Annotated in this window: 15 protein-coding genes, 1 pseudogene and 1 riboswitch; of the genes and pseudogenes, 5 read left to right on the top strand and 11 right to left on the bottom strand. The window is 66.8% G+C overall.

Going from position 1 to position 14,791, the window contains the following annotated elements; translation table 11 throughout:
* Nucleotides 1-147: 147 nt before the first annotated feature.
* The 4 genes and pseudogenes from B5X78_RS12220 to B5X78_RS12205 form a co-directional block, all read left to right on the top strand.
* Nucleotides 148-1,383, top strand: a pseudogene (locus B5X78_RS12220) (penicillin-binding protein activator); the annotation flags it as partial.
* Nucleotides 1,373-1,744, top strand: a complete 372-nt coding sequence (locus B5X78_RS12215) for a YraN family protein (RefSeq protein WP_079724811.1) — start codon at nucleotides 1,373-1,375, stop codon at nucleotides 1,742-1,744. The pseudogene B5X78_RS12220 and the gene B5X78_RS12215, both read left to right, overlap by 11 nt.
* An 88-nt stretch (nucleotides 1,745-1,832) precedes the next feature.
* Nucleotides 1,833-3,212 carry an FAD-binding oxidoreductase gene (locus B5X78_RS12210; RefSeq protein WP_079726162.1) on the top strand — a complete coding sequence of 460 codons (1,380 nt, stop codon included), beginning with the start codon at nucleotides 1,833-1,835 and terminating at the stop codon, nucleotides 3,210-3,212.
* On the top strand, nucleotides 3,209-4,063 hold the full coding sequence (locus tag B5X78_RS12205) for an SGNH/GDSL hydrolase family protein (protein WP_079724810.1): 855 nt from the start codon (nucleotides 3,209-3,211) through the stop codon (nucleotides 4,061-4,063). Before B5X78_RS12210 ends, B5X78_RS12205 begins: the two co-directional genes overlap by 4 nt.
* Nucleotides 4,064-4,139: 76 nt before the next feature.
* On the opposite strand, the gene thiL is transcribed toward B5X78_RS12205, so the two are convergent.
* The 11 genes from thiL to glyA form a co-directional block, all read right to left on the bottom strand.
* Nucleotides 4,140-5,090 (bottom strand): thiamine-phosphate kinase, encoded by a 951-nt coding sequence (gene thiL, locus B5X78_RS12200; protein ID WP_079724809.1) that lies wholly within the window; start codon nucleotides 5,088-5,090, stop codon nucleotides 4,140-4,142.
* Nucleotides 5,091-5,114: 24 nt separating this feature from the next.
* Nucleotides 5,115-5,573 carry a transcription antitermination factor NusB gene (gene nusB, locus B5X78_RS12195; protein ID WP_079724808.1) on the bottom strand — a complete coding sequence of 153 codons (459 nt, stop codon included), beginning with the start codon at nucleotides 5,571-5,573 and terminating at the stop codon, nucleotides 5,115-5,117.
* A 20-nt stretch (nucleotides 5,574-5,593) separates the two neighbouring features.
* Entirely contained in the window at nucleotides 5,594-6,061 is a 468-nt protein-coding gene (gene ribH / locus B5X78_RS12190; protein ID WP_079724807.1) for a 6,7-dimethyl-8-ribityllumazine synthase, read from the bottom strand.
* Nucleotides 6,062-6,109: 48 nt separating this feature from the next.
* Nucleotides 6,110-7,207: a 3,4-dihydroxy-2-butanone-4-phosphate synthase gene (gene ribB / locus B5X78_RS12185; RefSeq protein WP_079724806.1), complete on the bottom strand. Its 1,098-nt coding sequence runs from the start codon at nucleotides 7,205-7,207 to the stop codon at nucleotides 6,110-6,112.
* Nucleotides 7,204-7,812 (bottom strand): riboflavin synthase, encoded by a 609-nt coding sequence (locus tag B5X78_RS12180; protein ID WP_079724805.1) that lies wholly within the window; start codon nucleotides 7,810-7,812, stop codon nucleotides 7,204-7,206. The genes ribB and B5X78_RS12180 overlap by 4 nt, the downstream gene beginning before the upstream one ends.
* An 83-nt stretch (nucleotides 7,813-7,895) precedes the next feature.
* A riboswitch (FMN riboswitch) is annotated at nucleotides 7,896-8,041 on the bottom strand.
* 74 nt (nucleotides 8,042-8,115) lie between these two features.
* Nucleotides 8,116-8,880, bottom strand: a complete 765-nt coding sequence (locus tag B5X78_RS12175; protein WP_079724804.1) for a class I SAM-dependent methyltransferase — start codon at nucleotides 8,878-8,880, stop codon at nucleotides 8,116-8,118.
* 13 nt (nucleotides 8,881-8,893) lie between these two features.
* The gene (ribD, locus tag B5X78_RS12170; RefSeq protein ID WP_425478744.1) at nucleotides 8,894-9,958 is read right to left on the bottom strand and encodes a bifunctional diaminohydroxyphosphoribosylaminopyrimidine deaminase/5-amino-6-(5-phosphoribosylamino)uracil reductase RibD; all 1,065 of its coding nucleotides are present in this window, start codon (nucleotides 9,956-9,958) and stop codon (nucleotides 8,894-8,896) included.
* A gap of 58 nt (nucleotides 9,959-10,016) precedes the next feature.
* Nucleotides 10,017-10,475: a GNAT family N-acetyltransferase gene (locus B5X78_RS12165; protein ID WP_079724803.1), complete on the bottom strand. Its 459-nt coding sequence runs from the start codon at nucleotides 10,473-10,475 to the stop codon at nucleotides 10,017-10,019.
* 41 nt (nucleotides 10,476-10,516) lie between these two features.
* Nucleotides 10,517-11,008, bottom strand: a complete 492-nt coding sequence (locus B5X78_RS12160; protein ID WP_188444672.1) for a hypothetical protein — start codon at nucleotides 11,006-11,008, stop codon at nucleotides 10,517-10,519.
* Between the two features lie 12 nt (nucleotides 11,009-11,020).
* Entirely contained in the window at nucleotides 11,021-11,557 is a 537-nt protein-coding gene (gene nrdR / locus B5X78_RS12155) for a transcriptional regulator NrdR (protein ID WP_079724801.1), read from the bottom strand.
* A 24-nt stretch (nucleotides 11,558-11,581) separates the two neighbouring features.
* Complete coding sequence (gene glyA, locus B5X78_RS12150) at nucleotides 11,582-12,835, bottom strand: serine hydroxymethyltransferase (protein WP_079724800.1); 1,254 nt, start codon at nucleotides 12,833-12,835, stop codon at nucleotides 11,582-11,584.
* Between the two features lie 283 nt (nucleotides 12,836-13,118).
* On the opposite strand from glyA, the gene ettA reads away from it, so the two are divergent.
* Nucleotides 13,119-14,780 (top strand): energy-dependent translational throttle protein EttA, encoded by a 1,662-nt coding sequence (gene ettA / locus B5X78_RS12145; RefSeq protein ID WP_079724799.1) that lies wholly within the window; start codon nucleotides 13,119-13,121, stop codon nucleotides 14,778-14,780.
* Nucleotides 14,781-14,791: the final 11 nt, after the last annotated feature.

Here is a 14,791-nt window from a genome sequence, read left to right as displayed (position 1 = left end):
CCCATGCCTGCGGATAAGCGCCACGCCCGGATTCTTGCCCCGTTGTTGCTCGCTGCGCTGCTGTCGGCCTGCGCCACCAGTCAGGTCAGCGGCCCCACCACGCCCAAGGCGCAAGCATCCGCCGCCATCGCGCAGGCATCCACGCTGGCCAGCCAGGATGCCACCCTCACCGGCCAGGCCCGCATCGACAACGCGCGCGAGATCGAGCGCCTGCTGTCGGGTCTGGACAACACCACGCTGTCACGCGATGCCGCAGGCCTGCCGGCCAGCGACCCGCTGTACAACTTCGTCGGGCGCGCGCTGCTGCGCCGTGGCTTGCCGCTGCCGCATCCGTTCGATGCGAGCGCGTGGAAGTTCGACGCCCGTCCGCCCGCCGATCGCGATGGCTATCGCCCGCCCGTGAAGTTGGCGGTGCTGCTGCCGCTGTCCGGCGAACTGGCCACCGCCGCCGCGCCGGTACGCGATGGCTTGATGACGGGTTATTACGGCGAAACACGCCGCCGTCCCGAGGTTGAATTCTTCGACACGGCCGGGACCGCAGGCGGTGCGATCGGCGCTTACCAGCGTGCCGTCACTGCCGGCGCCGACTTCGTGGTCGGTCCGCTGGGCCGCGATGAAGTCACCGCGATTTTCCAGCAGGCGCAGCTGAGCGTGCCGGTGCTGGTGCTCAACCGCGGCAATGTGGCCCCGCCGGCAGGCAATGCCGGTTTTTCATTGGCGCCGGAAGACGATGGGCTGATCGCCGCCGAGTACCTGCTCAATCGCGAGCATCGCAATGTGCTGGTGATCAGCGGCAGCGACGACAATGGCCGTCGCGCCGCGCAGGCCTTCAACGCTCGCTTCAGCGAACGCGGCGGCAAGGTCGCCAGCGTGCTCAGCGTGGGCGACGCGCCGGGTGACTTGTCGGCCGCGCTGGCCACCGCCGCCGCGGGTGGCGTGGATGCGGTGTTCCTGGCGGTCAAGGGCAGCACCGCGCGTTTGCTGACGCCGCAGCTGGCGCTGGCCGGCCTCGGCGGCAAGACCCGCGTGGCCACTTCGCAGTTGTTGTCGGGCACCGGCAAGGTCGTGGACGACGTGGCCCTGGATGGCATCGTGTTTCCGACCGAGGTGTGGACCTCGCGCGGCGTGGCCGGCTTGCCGCCGGCCAGCATGACCGGCGAACGCCTGCCGACCGCGCGCGGTCCGGCCGCGCGCCTGTTCGCCTTCGGCTACGACGCCTGGCTGCTCAGTGCGTACCTGGAAAAACTGGTCAGCGGCGCCAAGCCGGAAATCGATGGCGCCACCGGTCGCCTGCAACTGGACGGCTTTGGCAACGTGCTGCGTTCACCGGCCTGGTCCACCTTCAGCGGTGGCAGCCCCGTACCGGTACGCGATGGCGGTTGATCGTCGCGCTCGTGGCGCTGCGGTAGAACAGGCGGCATTGCAGTACTTGCTGGATGCCGGCTTGCGTCAGATCGCACGCAACGTGGCGATGCGTTTGGGCGAACTGGATCTGGTGATGCACGACGGCCAGTCGCTGGTGTTCGTGGAAGTGCGCTATCGCGGCAACGCCGGTTTTGGCGGCGGCGCGGAGTCGGTGGACTGGAGCAAGCAGCGCCGGATCGTGCGCGCCGCCGAACTGTTCCTGCTGCGCAATCGCCAATGGAACGAGTCGCCTTGCCGGTTCGATATCGTCGAAGCGGACGGCGATCCAGACGCTCCTCGCCTGAACTGGATTCGCGACGCGTTCCGCGCCGACGACTGACCTTCCCTGCAGACCGTTCGCGGGTCGAACGCGCAGGCGCATGACCGGGGTGACCGAGTCGGCGTGGATCACGCCTAGAATGGCGGCCATGAATGACCTGCCCCCGTCCCTCGCCCGTTGCCTGGCCGACCTGCTCGGCGACGGCTGGTTGACCGATGCCGACGCACTGCGTCGCTACGGCGAAGACAATTCGCGTCGCCATGCCCTGCCCGCCGCCGTGGCGCTGCCACGCACGGTCGAAGACGTGCAGATGATCGTGCGCGCCTGTGCGCAACACGGCGTACCGGTGGTCGCGCGCGGCGCCGGCACCAGCAGCACGGGGGCGGTGATTCCGTATGCCGGCGGCGTGATGATCGGCTTCGAGCGGATGACACGCATCCTGCAGATCGCGCCGGAAGATCGCTACGCGGTGGTCGAAGCCGGCGTGATCAACGGTGACCTGCAGCAAGCGCTGCAAGCGCACGGCCTGTTCTGGCCGCCCGATCCCGCCAGCGCCGATGTGTCCACGATTGGCGGCAACCTGGCCTGCAATGCCGGTGGGCCGATGGCGGTCAAATACGGCGCCAGCCGCGACAACGTGCTCGCACTGACCGCGGTGACCGGCAAGGGCGATGTGATCCATTGCGGCAGCCTCACTACCAAGGACGCCACCGGCTACGACCTGACCCACTTGCTGGTAGGCAGCGAAGGCACGCTGGCGATCATCGTGGAAGCCACGCTGCGGCTGCTGCCGCGGCCGCCGCACCGGGCCAGCCTGCGGGCCTTGTATCGCGACGTGGCCAGCGCCGCCGCCGCGGTGGCGCGCATCATGCAGCAACCGGTCGCACCGTCGATGCTGGAATTCATGGATCACGCCTGCATCCGCCTGGCCCGCGAAGTGGGCGGCGCCGATTTGCCGGATGCGGGCGCGCTGCTGATGATCGAAGTCGATGGCGAGGCCGAGACTTTGCCGCACGCGCTGGAAGCGCTCAATCGCGCCGCCGACGGCGCAGGCGTGATCGCGATCGATGAAGCGCCCGACGAAGACTCGCGCGAGAAGCTCTGGGCGGCACGCAAGTCGCTGTCGCCGGCGCTGCGCACGATTGCCAAGGGCAAGATCAACGAAGACGTGGTGGTGCCGGTGTCACGGATTCCCGCGCTGGTGGCGGGGGTGGAAGCAATGGCCAGCGAGTTCGATCTGACGATCGTCGCCTTTGGCCATGCCGGCAACGGCAACCTGCATGTCAACCTGCTGTTCGATCCCGACAATGCCGATGAAAGCGCGCGTGCACGCGCCGCGCTTCCGCGCCTGTTCGCCTTGACCTTGTCGCTGGGCGGAACCCTGTCCGGCGAGCACGGCATTGGCGTGGCCAAGCGCGACTTCATGGCGGACGCCTTCGACGCGGCCACGCTCGATACCATGCGCGCGATCAAGCATGCGCTGGATCCGCACGGCATCCTCAATCCGGGGAAAGTGCTGCCGCCATGAAAGCCGCGCTGCTGCTGATCGTGTCCGGATTGGCGGCATCGCTGCCTGCACAGGCGCAGCCACCCGCCCAGCCACAAGCCGCGCCGTCGGCGGCATCGGCCACGAACGAACCGCCGCTGCAGGTACTGCTGGTCGGCAACAGTCTCGTCTACACCAACAACCTGCCCGGCCTGCTGCGCAGCCTGGCACGCGCGCAGGACGTTGGACCGCGCATCGAAACCGCCAGTTACGTGATGCCGGGTGCGGACTTGCAGACCCATCTCAAGCAAGGCCAGGCGCTGACGGCGCTGCAGTCGCAGCACTGGGATGTACTGGTGCTGCAGGAACGCGGCGGACTGCTGGCCTGCCTGGACAGCCTGGGCCAGCGCGACGAAAGCGAATGCCGCAACAGCGTGCGCGCGCACAAGCGTTTCATCGAAGCCGCCAAGACAAGCCACACGCGGGTGATCCTGCTGGGCACCTGGGGCCCGGATTCGGACTGGCAGGACCGCCTGGATCGCGGCCTCAGGCAGTTGGCGCGCGAAACCGGCGCGACGCCGCTGTTCGCGGGGACACGCCTGCGCAATTACCAGAGCAGCCATCGCGATGTGCCGCTGATCAGCGAGGACGGCACCCACCCGGCCTTGCAGGGGTCGCTCTTGCTGGCCGCGTCGCTGTATCACGAGATCAGCGGACGCACGGCCGAGGCAGCCCCGATGCTGCTTGATTTTCCACTGCTGCCGGCAGGCAGTCGCATGGACGCCAACCAACCACTGGAGCAGAACGCCGCACTCAATGCCTTGGCGCGACCGGTGACGCTGGCGGCGAGTGAATTGCCACCGCTGATCGAGGCGGCCGAACCGCCCCCGTAAGCTCAGGCGGCATGCCAGGTGATGCACGCGGCCGTTGCAGGCCGATGCGGGCCGATGCAGCGGCCGTGACTCGACTTCAGAAGTGTGCGTAGCCGTTGCGCTCACCGCGCCACGGTCGTCCCAGCGCATCCAGCGCCACCACCTCGTTGCCGGCCACGATCCGGCCGATCCGCGTCAGTGGCAGATCCAGCTCCTTGGCCAGCCGCGCAATGGCATCGCGCTGGGACGAAGCCGCGGTGAAGCACAACTCGTAATCGTCACCGCCGCTGGCCTGCCACGCCACGCGGTCGTTGGCTTCCAGCGCCAGCAGGGTTTCCGAAGCGGGCAAACTCGGCAGCCAGATCTCCGCGCCCATGCCGCTGGCGCGACAGATGTGGCCGAGGTCGGCCAGCAGGCCATCGGATACGTCGGCCGCGGCATGCGCCAGGCCCACCAACTGGCGACCCAGGGCCACGCGCGGCTGCGGCCGCTCCAGGCGGCGGCGCAGGGCATCGCGCGGTGTGGGCCACGGCGCCAGTGCGGCCGCGGCATCGCCGAGCGTGCCGCTGACCCAGACATCGTCTTCCAGACAGGCGCCGGCGCGGCGCAAGGCGCGCCCGGCGTCGACACAGCCGATGGCAGTGACCGCAATCGACAACGGGCCGCGCGTGGTGTCGCCGCCGACCAGCGCAATCCGCTGTTCGCCAGCCAGATCCAGAAAGCCTTCGATGAACTCATCCAGCCAGGCCGGATCGCTTTCCGGCAAGGACAGCGACAACGTGCACCAGGCCGGTTCGGCGCCCATCGCGGCCAGATCCGACAGGTTCACCGCCAGCGCTTTCCAACCCAGATCGCGGGCGCGGGTTTCGGCAAAAAAATGCACGCCCACGTTGAGCGTGTCGGTGGTGATGGCCAACTGCTGGCCTGCGGGCGGCTGCAGCACGGCGGCGTCATCGCCAATGCCCACCACCACATCACCGCGGTCGCGCACGCGTGCGCGGATGCGCGCAATCAGATCAAACTCGCCACTGCCGCTGGGCGGAATCATGGGCGATGCGCCGGTACGGTCGTATCAGCGCTTGCTGGCGGTTTCGGCCGGGCGCCAGGCCACGGCGGCATGATCGAGCACGCCATTGACGTAAGTATGGCCATGCTCGGAACCAAAGCGCTTGGCCGTCTCGATGGCTTCGTTCAAGACCACCCGATACGGCACATCGATCCGGTGCAGCAGCTCGTAGGCGGCAATGCGCAGCACCGCGCGTTCGATCGGGTCCACTTCCTCGACCGTGCGATCCAGGTAAGGCGTCAGCGCTTCATCCAGCGAAGCACGATGCTTGACCACGCCGCGCACCAGATCCTCGAAGTACTCCAGATCGGCTATTTCATGCGCCTGCTCGTGGGCGAACTGGGCAATCACCTGGTCGACCATGCCGCCGCTTACCTGCCAGGCGTAGATCGCCTGCAGCGCACGCCGGCGCGCACGCGCGCGGGTTACGGGATCAACGCCATCTTTTCGGATCTGTCGGCTCACGGATTTTTTCGCCTGTAGGGTTAGGGCAACTGTTCGAGCAGCTGCGCCATCTCGACGGCCGCCAGCGCGACCTCTTCGCCTTTGTTGCCATGGCTGCCGCCGGCTCGCGCCTCGGCATCCTCGATACGTTCCACCGCCAGCACGCCATTGAGCACCGGCAGCGCGTAATCCAGCTGCACTCGCATCAGTCCCTGCGCGCAGCCATCGGCCACATGCTCGTAATGGCGGGTGTCACCACGGATGACGCAGCCCAGCGCGATGATCGCCACGTACTGGCCGGCCTTGGCCAGGCGCGCCGCGACCAGCGGAATCTCCCAGGCTCCGGGCACCCGGATCACGTCGATCGCGTCGGCGCCCACGCCATTGCCATCCAGGCTCTGCCGCGCACCGGCCACCAGCACATCGGTGATGCGGGCGTTCCAGCGGCTGGCGATGATGGCAAAGCGAGCGCCTTCGGGAGCGCGCAGGTCGCCTTCGTAATGGGCCATGGGACGGGATTTCCTTGGGGGTCGGGGAGTTTAACAGGCGCGCAAAGCTCAGGGCTCCACGTACTCCACCACGTCCAGGCCAAACCCGGCCAGGCCAATCTGGCGGCGTGGCGTGCCCAGCACGCGCAGCTTGCCCAGCCCCAGGTCGGCCAGGATCTGGCTGCCGGCCCCGTTGCTGCGCCACTCGGCCAGCGCGCCGGCGCGGCTGGACGGCGCCGCGGGGGTCTGGCGGATGCGATCCAGCAGGCTGTCGGCGCTGGCGTTGTCACCCAGCAGGACCAGTGCGCCCTGGCCTTCGGCGGCAATCCGCCTGAGCACATCGCCCACCGCCGGGCCGAAGTCGGCGCGCCGCCAGTGCAGGGCATCGGCCAGCGGGTTCTGCATGTGCACCCGCACCAGGGTCGGGGTGGCGGCGTCGGGCGTGCCACGCAACAGCGCGTAGTGCAGGCCGTGGCTGATGCGATCGCGGTAGGTGTGCAGGCGGAAGGGGCCGTGCTCGGTGTCGATCTCGCGCTCGTCCACGCGCTCGACCGTATGTTCGGTACTGAGCCGGTAGCGGATCAGTTCCTCGATCGAGCCCATCTTCAGGCCATGCTCGCGGGCGAACACTTCCAGCTCCGGGCGGCGCGCCATGCTGCCGTCGGGATTGAGGATTTCCACCAGCACGCCGGCCGGTTCCAGGCCGGCCAGCAAGGCCAGATCCGAGGCCGCTTCGGTGTGTCCGGTGCGGGTGAGCACGCCGCCGGGCTGCGCGGTCAGCGGAAAGATGTGGCCCGGCTGCGACAGATCCTGCGGCTTGGCGTCCGGCCGCACCGCAGTGCGGACGGTGTGCGCACGATCGTAGGCGGAGATGCCGGTGGTCACGCCTTCGGCGGCTTCGATGCTGACGGTGAAGTTGGTGTGGTGCTGCGAGGTGTTGGACTGCACCATCGGCGGCAGGCCCAACTGACGGCAGCGCTCGCGGGTCAGTGACAGGCAGACCAGGCCGCGCGCGTGGGTCACCATGAAGTTGATGTCCGATGGCTTGACCAGCTCGGCGGCCATGATCAGATCGCCTTCGTTCTCGCGATCCTCGTCATCGACAATCACGACCATGCGGCCGTTGCGGATTTCTTCCAGCAGTTCGGGGACGGTGGCGAAACTCATGCTGCTGCTCCCGTGCGCTCGCCCAGCAGGCGCTCGACGTAGCGCGCGACCAGATCGATTTCCAGATTGACCGCATCGCCGACGCCGGTGGCGGCGAAGGCGGTGTGCGAGACGGTATGCGGAATCAGCGCCACCTCGAATCCTTCGGCGTCGACTTCGTTGACCGTCAGGCTGACGCCATCCACGCAAATCGAACCCTTCTTGGCGATGTAGCGCAGCAAGGCCGCAGGTGCGGCGAAACGCCAGCGCTGCGCACGCGCATCTTCATGGATCGACAGCACCTGGCCGAGACCGTCGACATGGCCGCTGACCAGGTGCCCACCCAGCCGATCGGTCGGGCGCATCGCGCGTTCCAGGTTCAGCGGCGCGTCCACGACCAGCTGGCCGAGGGTGGTCAGCGACAGCGTCTCGGTGGAGGCGTCGGCCTGGAAATGGCGGGCGTCGAATGCGACCACGGTCAGGCAGACGCCGTTGACGGCGATGCTCTCGCCCAGTTGCACGTGCTCGAAAGGCAGGCTGCCCACGTCCACGCGCAGGCGTACGTCGCCGCCGCGTGCTTCGCTGGCGGCCAGGCGGCCGACGCCTTCGATGATTCCGGTAAACATGTCGTTTTTCCCAAGGTAATGGCGAAAAACGCCCGCAGGCAATGGCAAGCACCCGCCACCACGGGATGCGGTGAGCGTGCGATTGCCGTCTTCTTTCATCCGGACTGTAACCGTCGGCTCCGGCATTGGACCGGCTCTGCTGACCCTCCGGCGGAACCGGAGGCGCTCGCGGGCTCGTGCCGAAGCACCTACCGCCGGTGGGGAATTGCGCCCCGCCCTGAAGACGTCATGGAGTGCCGGCGAACCGGCGGTGCGGATTGTAGCATCCGGGTCCGCGGCGACGGCCGGGACGCGCTGTTGCGCTCAGGCCGGCTTGCGGCGCAGATGCAGCACCAGCGGCCAGCGCATGCGCCTGACCTGATCCGGATTGCCCCAGGCGGCGGCGAGTTCCGGTCCATGCATGGCGATGGGATCGCGGCCGGTGGCCTGCAGGAAACAGGCGCTGGCCGAGAGGCTGGAGAAGTAGCCCAGCAACTGCGACAGGGTCCAGTCGGCGTACATCCACATGTCCTGCGGTACCGGCAGCGCTTCGAACGGCCAGTCGTAGCCGGTGTAGCCCACGTCCACGTCGTTGCGCTCCGGTGGCCAGTACGGATCGATGTCGTCGCGCACGGCTTCGGCCACGTCGGCCATGTCGTCGGAAAACACGATGTCCTGGTAAGTCCAGGCAGCCAGCACCCCGCCGGGCTTGAGCACGCGTTCGCAGGTGGCGAAGAAGGCCGGTCGATCAAACCAGTGCAATGCCTGGGCGACCGCGATCAGGTCGATGCTGGCATCACGCAGCGGGGTGGATTCGGCCGGCTCCACCGCCACCGTCACGTTGTCGGCGCGCTGCCGGCGCGCCCAGTGGCGCTCGATCTGCGCGGCGCTGGGATCGGTGGCGTAGACATGGCGGAAGCGTTGCGCCAGGCCAATCGTGGCCTGGCCGCTGCCGCAGCCGGGTTCCCACACCTCCGCGCTCGCCGGCACCACCGAGGCGATGACGTCGTACAGCACGTCCGGGTAGGTGGGTCGCGAGGCGGCATAGGTTTCCGCCAAGGCGGAAAAGTGATCCTTGAAAGTGGCCATATCGGTCTGCGGCTCAAGCGGCCGGTCTGGGTTGCAGCAACAGGCGTTGATCCTGGCCAATCACGCGCGCGTCGACAATCTTCAGGTTTGCGCGTTGCTCCATGTCCTGGATGCCCAAGCCACCGAACAGCGGGCGCGCCTGGTCCCCCAACAATACCGGCGCCACATACAGCAGGATTTCGTCGGCCAGGCCGGCGGCAATGAACGCGCCCGCCAGGGTCGCACCCGCCTCCACCTGCACTTCATTGACGTCGCGCGCGGCGAGCAGTTCGAGCACGGCCTTCAAATCGAACTTGCCATCGCGCGTGGCCGCCACGGCGCGCTGCGCCTGGATCTCGCGCGGCGGCTTGGCGTCGGCCATGTGGATGTACAGCGTCGGTGCGTCGCCTTCGCGCACACGGCCGCGTGCAATCGTCGCCAGACCCGGGTCCAGCACCACGCGCAGGGGCGCGACAAACGGCGTGTCGTCTCCCAGGCGCACCGTTAGCGACGGGTCGTCGGCCAGCACCGTGCCCGCGCCGGTCAGGATGGCGCCGGCGCGCGCTCGCCAATGCTGCACATCCAGGCGCGAGGCTTCGCAGCTGATCCACTTGGAATCGCCATTGGCCATGGCGGTGCGGCCATCCAGGCTGGTGGCCAGCTTGATGCGCACGAACGGACGTTTGCGCTCGATGCGCGAGAGGAAGCCGCGGTTGAGATGGCGTGCCTGCGCTTCCAGCAAGCCCGATTGGACTTCGATACCCGCCGCGCGCAGTTTGTCGAAACCCGCGCCATCCACTTGCGGAAACGGATCGCGCATCGCCGCGACCACGCGTGACACGCCCGCAGCGATCAAGGCATCGGCACAGGGACCCGTGCGGCCGGTGTGTGCGCAGGGCTCCAGGGTGACGTAAGCGGTGGCGCCGCGTGCGTTGTCGCCGGCCGCCTGCAGCGCCAGCACTTCGGCATGCGCTTCGCCGGCACGCTGATGCCAGCCTTCGCCGACGATCTGTGCGTCCTTGGCCAGCACGCAACCCACCATCGGATTGGGCTTGGTCGTATACGCGCCACGCTCAGCCAGGCGCAGGGCCTGGGCCATGCACAGGTGGTCGAAGGCGGTGAAGGCGATGTCGGTCACGTGGTCCTCGCTGGGTGGCTCAGGCAGCTGCTTCGGCACGCGGGGCGCCATCATGCGCCATCACGGCCACCGGCAGCTTGCCGAGCATCACCATGTCCTGTTCGCGCCAACCCAGGGCGCCGTAGTACGGCACCAGATGCGCTTCGCAATAGAGATAAAGGGTGGGCACCTGCAAGGCCGCGGCTTCTTCGAGGCAGCGCGCCACCAGCGCGCGACCGATGCCCTTGCCACGCGCTTGCTCGCGCACGACCAGGCTGGCCAGCCACGGCGAATACTGGCGGATACGCTCGTCATCGTTCTGCAGCAGGCTCACGCTGCCCAGCCAGGTGTCGCCGTCCATTGCCAGCAGCGTGGTGGGAATGCGGCAGCCACCGTCATGTTCGCGCAGTTCCTGCTCGGCCGCGTCCACCGTCCAGTCGCGCAGCACCGAGCCGAAGGCGTCGACGTGGGCTTGGGCGAGTTCGCGCGCCAGGTCCATGTGCTGACTCAAGTAGCGGAATGAAAGCGTCTTGGTCACGGTCAAATGAAAACAAAGCCCATGTGTTCTTGGTACTGGGCGCGAGGGGCTTGCGCCCGGAAATCCCGTACGAAGGCGTCCATGTCCTCATATCCCGCGTAAACAGTGCGATTGGCTTTCGCATCGATTGCAATCAAGCGTTCCGGCCCTCGTCGGCGCGTGCCATAGACCTCGATGCTCTTCACATCGGAAAGCGAAACCCGGATCGATTCGCTGCCATTCTCGGCGATCAAGTCTCCGTCGACAAACCGCACGACGATCTTGCGCTGGGTCGCCCAGTCGGCAGTCTCAGCCCGACTTTCACGATACCAACGCCAACTCCCGTAAGCACACCACAGCAGACTTACGACCCACGCCTGCCAAAAAACATGCGCACCCATCAGGACGACAAGCATTGGCACGGCTGCGATAAAGTAGATATGCAAGCCGGTGCCAAAGCGGAATTGGCGGATGAGTTCTTTCCGATTGAATCTGTGGAGACGACCCGAGCGCATTTCTTGGCAGGCTCAGCGCTTCTTGTTCTTGTCGACGTTCTTGTCGAACGGAACCACTTCGCCGCCGAGCAAGGACAGCTGGCCGCTGGACGCCGGCAGATCGCGCTCTAGCTTCTCGATTTCCTCGCGGAAATCGGCCACGTCCTCGAAGCTGCGGTAGACCGAGGCAAAGCGTACGTAACCCACGTGATCTAGCTTGCGCAGTTCGATCATGACGAACTCGCCAATCTTGCGCGACGGCAGTTCGCGTTCGCCACTCATGCGGATGCTGTGGACGACCGCGCGCACGGCGGCTTCCACCTGTTCTTCCGACACCGGCCGCTTCTGCAGCGCGCGGTCGAAACCGGCACGCAGCTTGCGGGCATCGAAGGCGTCGCGACGGCCGTCGGACTTGATCACCGCCGGCAGCTTGATTTCGATGTTTTCCAGCGTCGAAAAGCGCTCGCCACACGCCTCGCACTCACGGCGGCGACGAATCGTCGCGCCGTCCTCGGACACGCGCGAATCAATCACGCGGGTGTCGGTGTGCTGGCAGAAGGGGCAATGCATGGGCGAGCGCCTGTCGTTACCGGATCAGCCGTAAACCGGATACTTGGCGCACTGGGCGGTGACGTTGGCGCGCACCTTGGCCAGCACGGCCTCGTCGGTGGGGGCATCCAGCACGTCGCAGATCCAGTTGGCCAGGTCGATGCAGTCGGCTTCCACGTAACCACGGGTGGTCACGGCCGGGGTGCCGATGCGCAGGCCCGAGGTGACGAAGGGCTTCTGCGGATCGTTGGGCACGGCGTTCTTGTTGACGGTGATGTGCGCTTTGCCCAGCGCCTCTTCCGCCGCCTTGCCGGTGATGCCCTTGCCGATCATGTCGACCAGCATCAGATGGTTCTCGGTGCCGCCGGACACGATCTTGTAGCCGCGATCAATGATCGTCTTCGCCATCGCCTGCGCGTTCTTCACCACCTGCGCCTGATAGGCCTTGAATTCCGGCTGCAGCGCTTCCTTGAAGGCCACCGCCTTGGCCGCGATCACGTGCATCAGCGGACCACCCTGGATGCCGGGGAAGACGATGCTCTGCAGCTTCTTCTCGATTTCCTCGCCGGCGCCCTTGGCCAGGATGATGCCGCCGCGCGGGCCGCGCAGGGTCTTGTGGGTGGTGGAGGTCACCACGTGCGCGTGCGGCAGCGGGCTCGGGTAGACGCCTGCGGCGATCAGGCCGGCCACGTGCGCCATGTCCACGAACAGGTAGGCGCCAATCTTGTCGGCGATGGCGCGGAATCGCGCCCAGTCCACCACCTGCGAGTACGCGGAGAAGCCGGCCACGACCATCTTCGGCTTGTGTTCCAGCGCGAGCTTCTCGACTTCGTCATAGTCGATCAGGCCCTGCTCGTTCACCCCGTACTGCACGGCGTGGAAGATCTTGCCCGAGGCATTGACCTTGGCGCCGTGGGTCAGGTGGCCGCCGTGGGCCAGCGACATGCCCAGGATGGTGTCGCCCGGGTTGAGCAGGGCGAAGTAGACGGCCTGGTTGGCCTGCGAGCCGGAATGCGGCTGCACGTTCGCATAGTCGGCGCCGAACAGCTCCTTCAGGCGGTCGATGGCCAGCTGCTCGGCGATGTCCACGTATTCGCAGCCGCCGTAGTAGCGCTTGCCGGGATAGCCTTCGGCGTACTTGTTGGTGAGCACGCTGCCCTGGGCTTCCATCACCCGCGGGCTGGCGTAGTTTTCCGAGGCGATCAGCTCGACGTGGTCTTCCTGGCGGCGGGCTTCGGCGGCGATGGCCTGGGCCAGTTCATCGTCGAATCCGGCGATACGGGTGGAGCTGGGAAACATGCGCGACCTCGGGGCAAGCGGAAGGGAAGACGGGGCGCCGCAGGGCCAGTCCGATGCGCTTGGAGGGGGCGGCGCGAGACCTCGAATAGTAGCCCAGCCAGGCCCCGGCCGGCCATTGGCAGGCGCGCCCGGCGCTATCTGGCGAGGCTTTTACCGGCGCCGGGCCTGCCGGGCCGGGCCAGCGGCAGGCCCATACAGGACCGCCGATATATAATCGCCACATCCCAATTCCCGCCGCGGCCGGACCTGTTCCGGCCGGGCGCGTCCCTGCTTCGGAGTCCGCATGCAATACATCTACACCATGAATGGCGTCAGCAAGACCGTGCCGCCGAAGCGCCAGATCATCAAGGACATCTCGCTGTCGTTCTTCCCCGGCGCCAAGATCGGCCTGCTTGGCCTCAATGGCGCGGGCAAGTCGACGGTGCTGAAGATCATGGCCGGCGTGGATACCGATTTCTCCGGTGAAGCGCGTCCGCAGCCCGGCATCAAGGTCGGTTACCTGCCGCAGGAACCGCAGATTGATCCCGAGAAGACCGTGCGCGAAGCGGTCGAGGAAGGCGTCGGCGAAGTGCTCAACGCGCAGGCCGCGCTGGAAGCGGTGTACGCCGCCTATGCCGAAGAAGGCGCCGACTTCGACGCGCTGGCCAAGGAGCAGGAACGCCTGGAAGCCATTCTTGCCGCCGGCGATGCGCACACCCTGGAGAACCAGCTGGAAGTGGCCGCCGACGCGCTGCGCCTGCCGCCGTGGGATGCAGTCGTGGGCAAGTTGTCCGGCGGTGAGAAGCGTCGCGTGGCGCTGTGCCGCCTGCTGCTGCAGAAGCCGGACATGCTGCTGCTCGACGAACCCACCAACCATTTGGACGCCGAATCGGTGGAATGGCTGGAGCAGTTCCTGGCCCGCTACACCGGCACCGTGGTGGCGGTCACCCATGATCGCTACTTCCTCGACAACGCCGCCGAGTGGATCCTGGAACTGGATCGCGGCCGCGGCATTCCGTGGAAGGGCAACTACACCGACTGGCTGGTGCAGAAGGAAGAGCGCCTGAAGCAGGAAGAGAACCAGGAAAAGGCGCGCCAGAAGGCGATCGCCAAGGAACTGGAATGGGCGCGGCAGAACGCCAAGGGCGGCCGCAGCAAGGGCAAGGCGCGCCTGGCGCGCATCGACGAGCTGCAGTCGGTTGATTACCAGCGCCGCAATGAAACCAATGAAATCTTCATCCCGCCGGGCGAGCGCCTGGGCAACAAGGTGGTGGAGTTCAAGAACGTCAGCAAGAAATTCGGCGATCGCCTGCTCATCGACAACCTGAGCTTCAGCGTGCCGCCGGGCGCCATCGTCGGCATCATCGGCCCCAACGGCGCCGGCAAGTCGACCCTGTTCCGCATGATCACCGGCCAGGAAAAACCGGACTCCGGCGAAATCGACATGGGCTCGACGGTCAAGCTGGCCTACGTGGACCAGAGCCGCGACAAGCTGGAAGGCAACCACAACGTGTTCCAGGAAGTCTCCGGCGGCCTGGACATCCTCAACATCAACGGCATCGAAATCCAGTCGCGCGCCTACATCGGCCGCTTCAATTTCAAGGGCCAGGACCAGCAGAAGATGGTCGGCTCACTGTCCGGTGGTGAGCGTGGCCGCCTGCACATGGCCAAGACCCTGCTGCAGGGCGGCAACGTGCTGCTGCTCGACGAACCGTCCAACGACCTGGATATCGAAACCCTGCGTGCGCTGGAAGATGCGCTGCTGGAATTCCCCGGCAACACCTTCGTCATCTCGCATGACCGCTGGTTCCTGGATCGCATCGCCACCCACATCCTGGCGTTCGAAGGCGACTCGCACGTGGAGTTCTTCCAGGGCAACTACCGCGAATACGAAGAAGACAAGAAGCGTCGCCTGGGCGCCGAAGGCGCACAGCCGCACCGCCTGCGCTTCAAGGCGCTGAAATAAGGCAGAAGCCG

The organism is Pseudoxanthomonas indica, from assembly GCF_900167565.1.
In the GTDB taxonomy this organism is placed as follows: domain Bacteria; phylum Pseudomonadota; class Gammaproteobacteria; order Xanthomonadales; family Xanthomonadaceae; genus Pseudoxanthomonas_A; species Pseudoxanthomonas_A indica.
Note: the sequence above shows the minus strand (reverse complement) of the source record. Positions and strands in the feature narration are given on the sequence as shown.

Bases quoted from the DNA above. Each gene is read 5' to 3' on its own strand.
- B5X78_RS12215 (WP_079724811.1), top strand. From the start codon at position 1,373: ATGGCGGTTGATCGTCGCGCTCGTGGCGCTGCGGTAGAACAGGCGGCA.
- B5X78_RS12210 (WP_079726162.1), top strand. From the start codon at position 1,833: ATGAATGACCTGCCCCCGTCCCTCGCCCGTTGCCTGGCCGACCTGCTC.
- B5X78_RS12205 (WP_079724810.1), top strand. From the start codon at position 3,209: ATGAAAGCCGCGCTGCTGCTGATCGTGTCCGGATTGGCGGCATCGCTG.
- thiL (WP_079724809.1), bottom strand. From the start codon at position 5,090: ATGATTCCGCCCAGCGGCAGTGGCGAGTTTGATCTGATTGCGCGCATC.
- ribH (WP_079724807.1), bottom strand. From the start codon at position 6,061: ATGGCCCATTACGAAGGCGACCTGCGCGCTCCCGAAGGCGCTCGCTTT.
- ribB (WP_079724806.1), bottom strand. From the start codon at position 7,207: ATGAGTTTCGCCACCGTCCCCGAACTGCTGGAAGAAATCCGCAACGGC.
- B5X78_RS12180 (WP_079724805.1), bottom strand. From the start codon at position 7,812: ATGTTTACCGGAATCATCGAAGGCGTCGGCCGCCTGGCCGCCAGCGAA.
- B5X78_RS12175 (WP_079724804.1), bottom strand. From the start codon at position 8,880: ATGGCCACTTTCAAGGATCACTTTTCCGCCTTGGCGGAAACCTATGCC.
- ribD (WP_425478744.1), bottom strand. From the start codon at position 9,958: ATGGCCCAGGCCCTGCGCCTGGCTGAGCGTGGCGCGTATACGACCAAG.
- B5X78_RS12165 (WP_079724803.1), bottom strand. From the start codon at position 10,475: ATGGACCTGGCGCGCGAACTCGCCCAAGCCCACGTCGACGCCTTCGGC.
- B5X78_RS12160 (WP_188444672.1), bottom strand. From the start codon at position 11,008: ATGCGCTCGGGTCGTCTCCACAGATTCAATCGGAAAGAACTCATCCGC.
- nrdR (WP_079724801.1), bottom strand. From the start codon at position 11,557: ATGCATTGCCCCTTCTGCCAGCACACCGACACCCGCGTGATTGATTCG.
- glyA (WP_079724800.1), bottom strand. From the start codon at position 12,835: ATGTTTCCCAGCTCCACCCGTATCGCCGGATTCGACGATGAACTGGCC.
- ettA (WP_079724799.1), top strand. From the start codon at position 13,119: ATGCAATACATCTACACCATGAATGGCGTCAGCAAGACCGTGCCGCCG.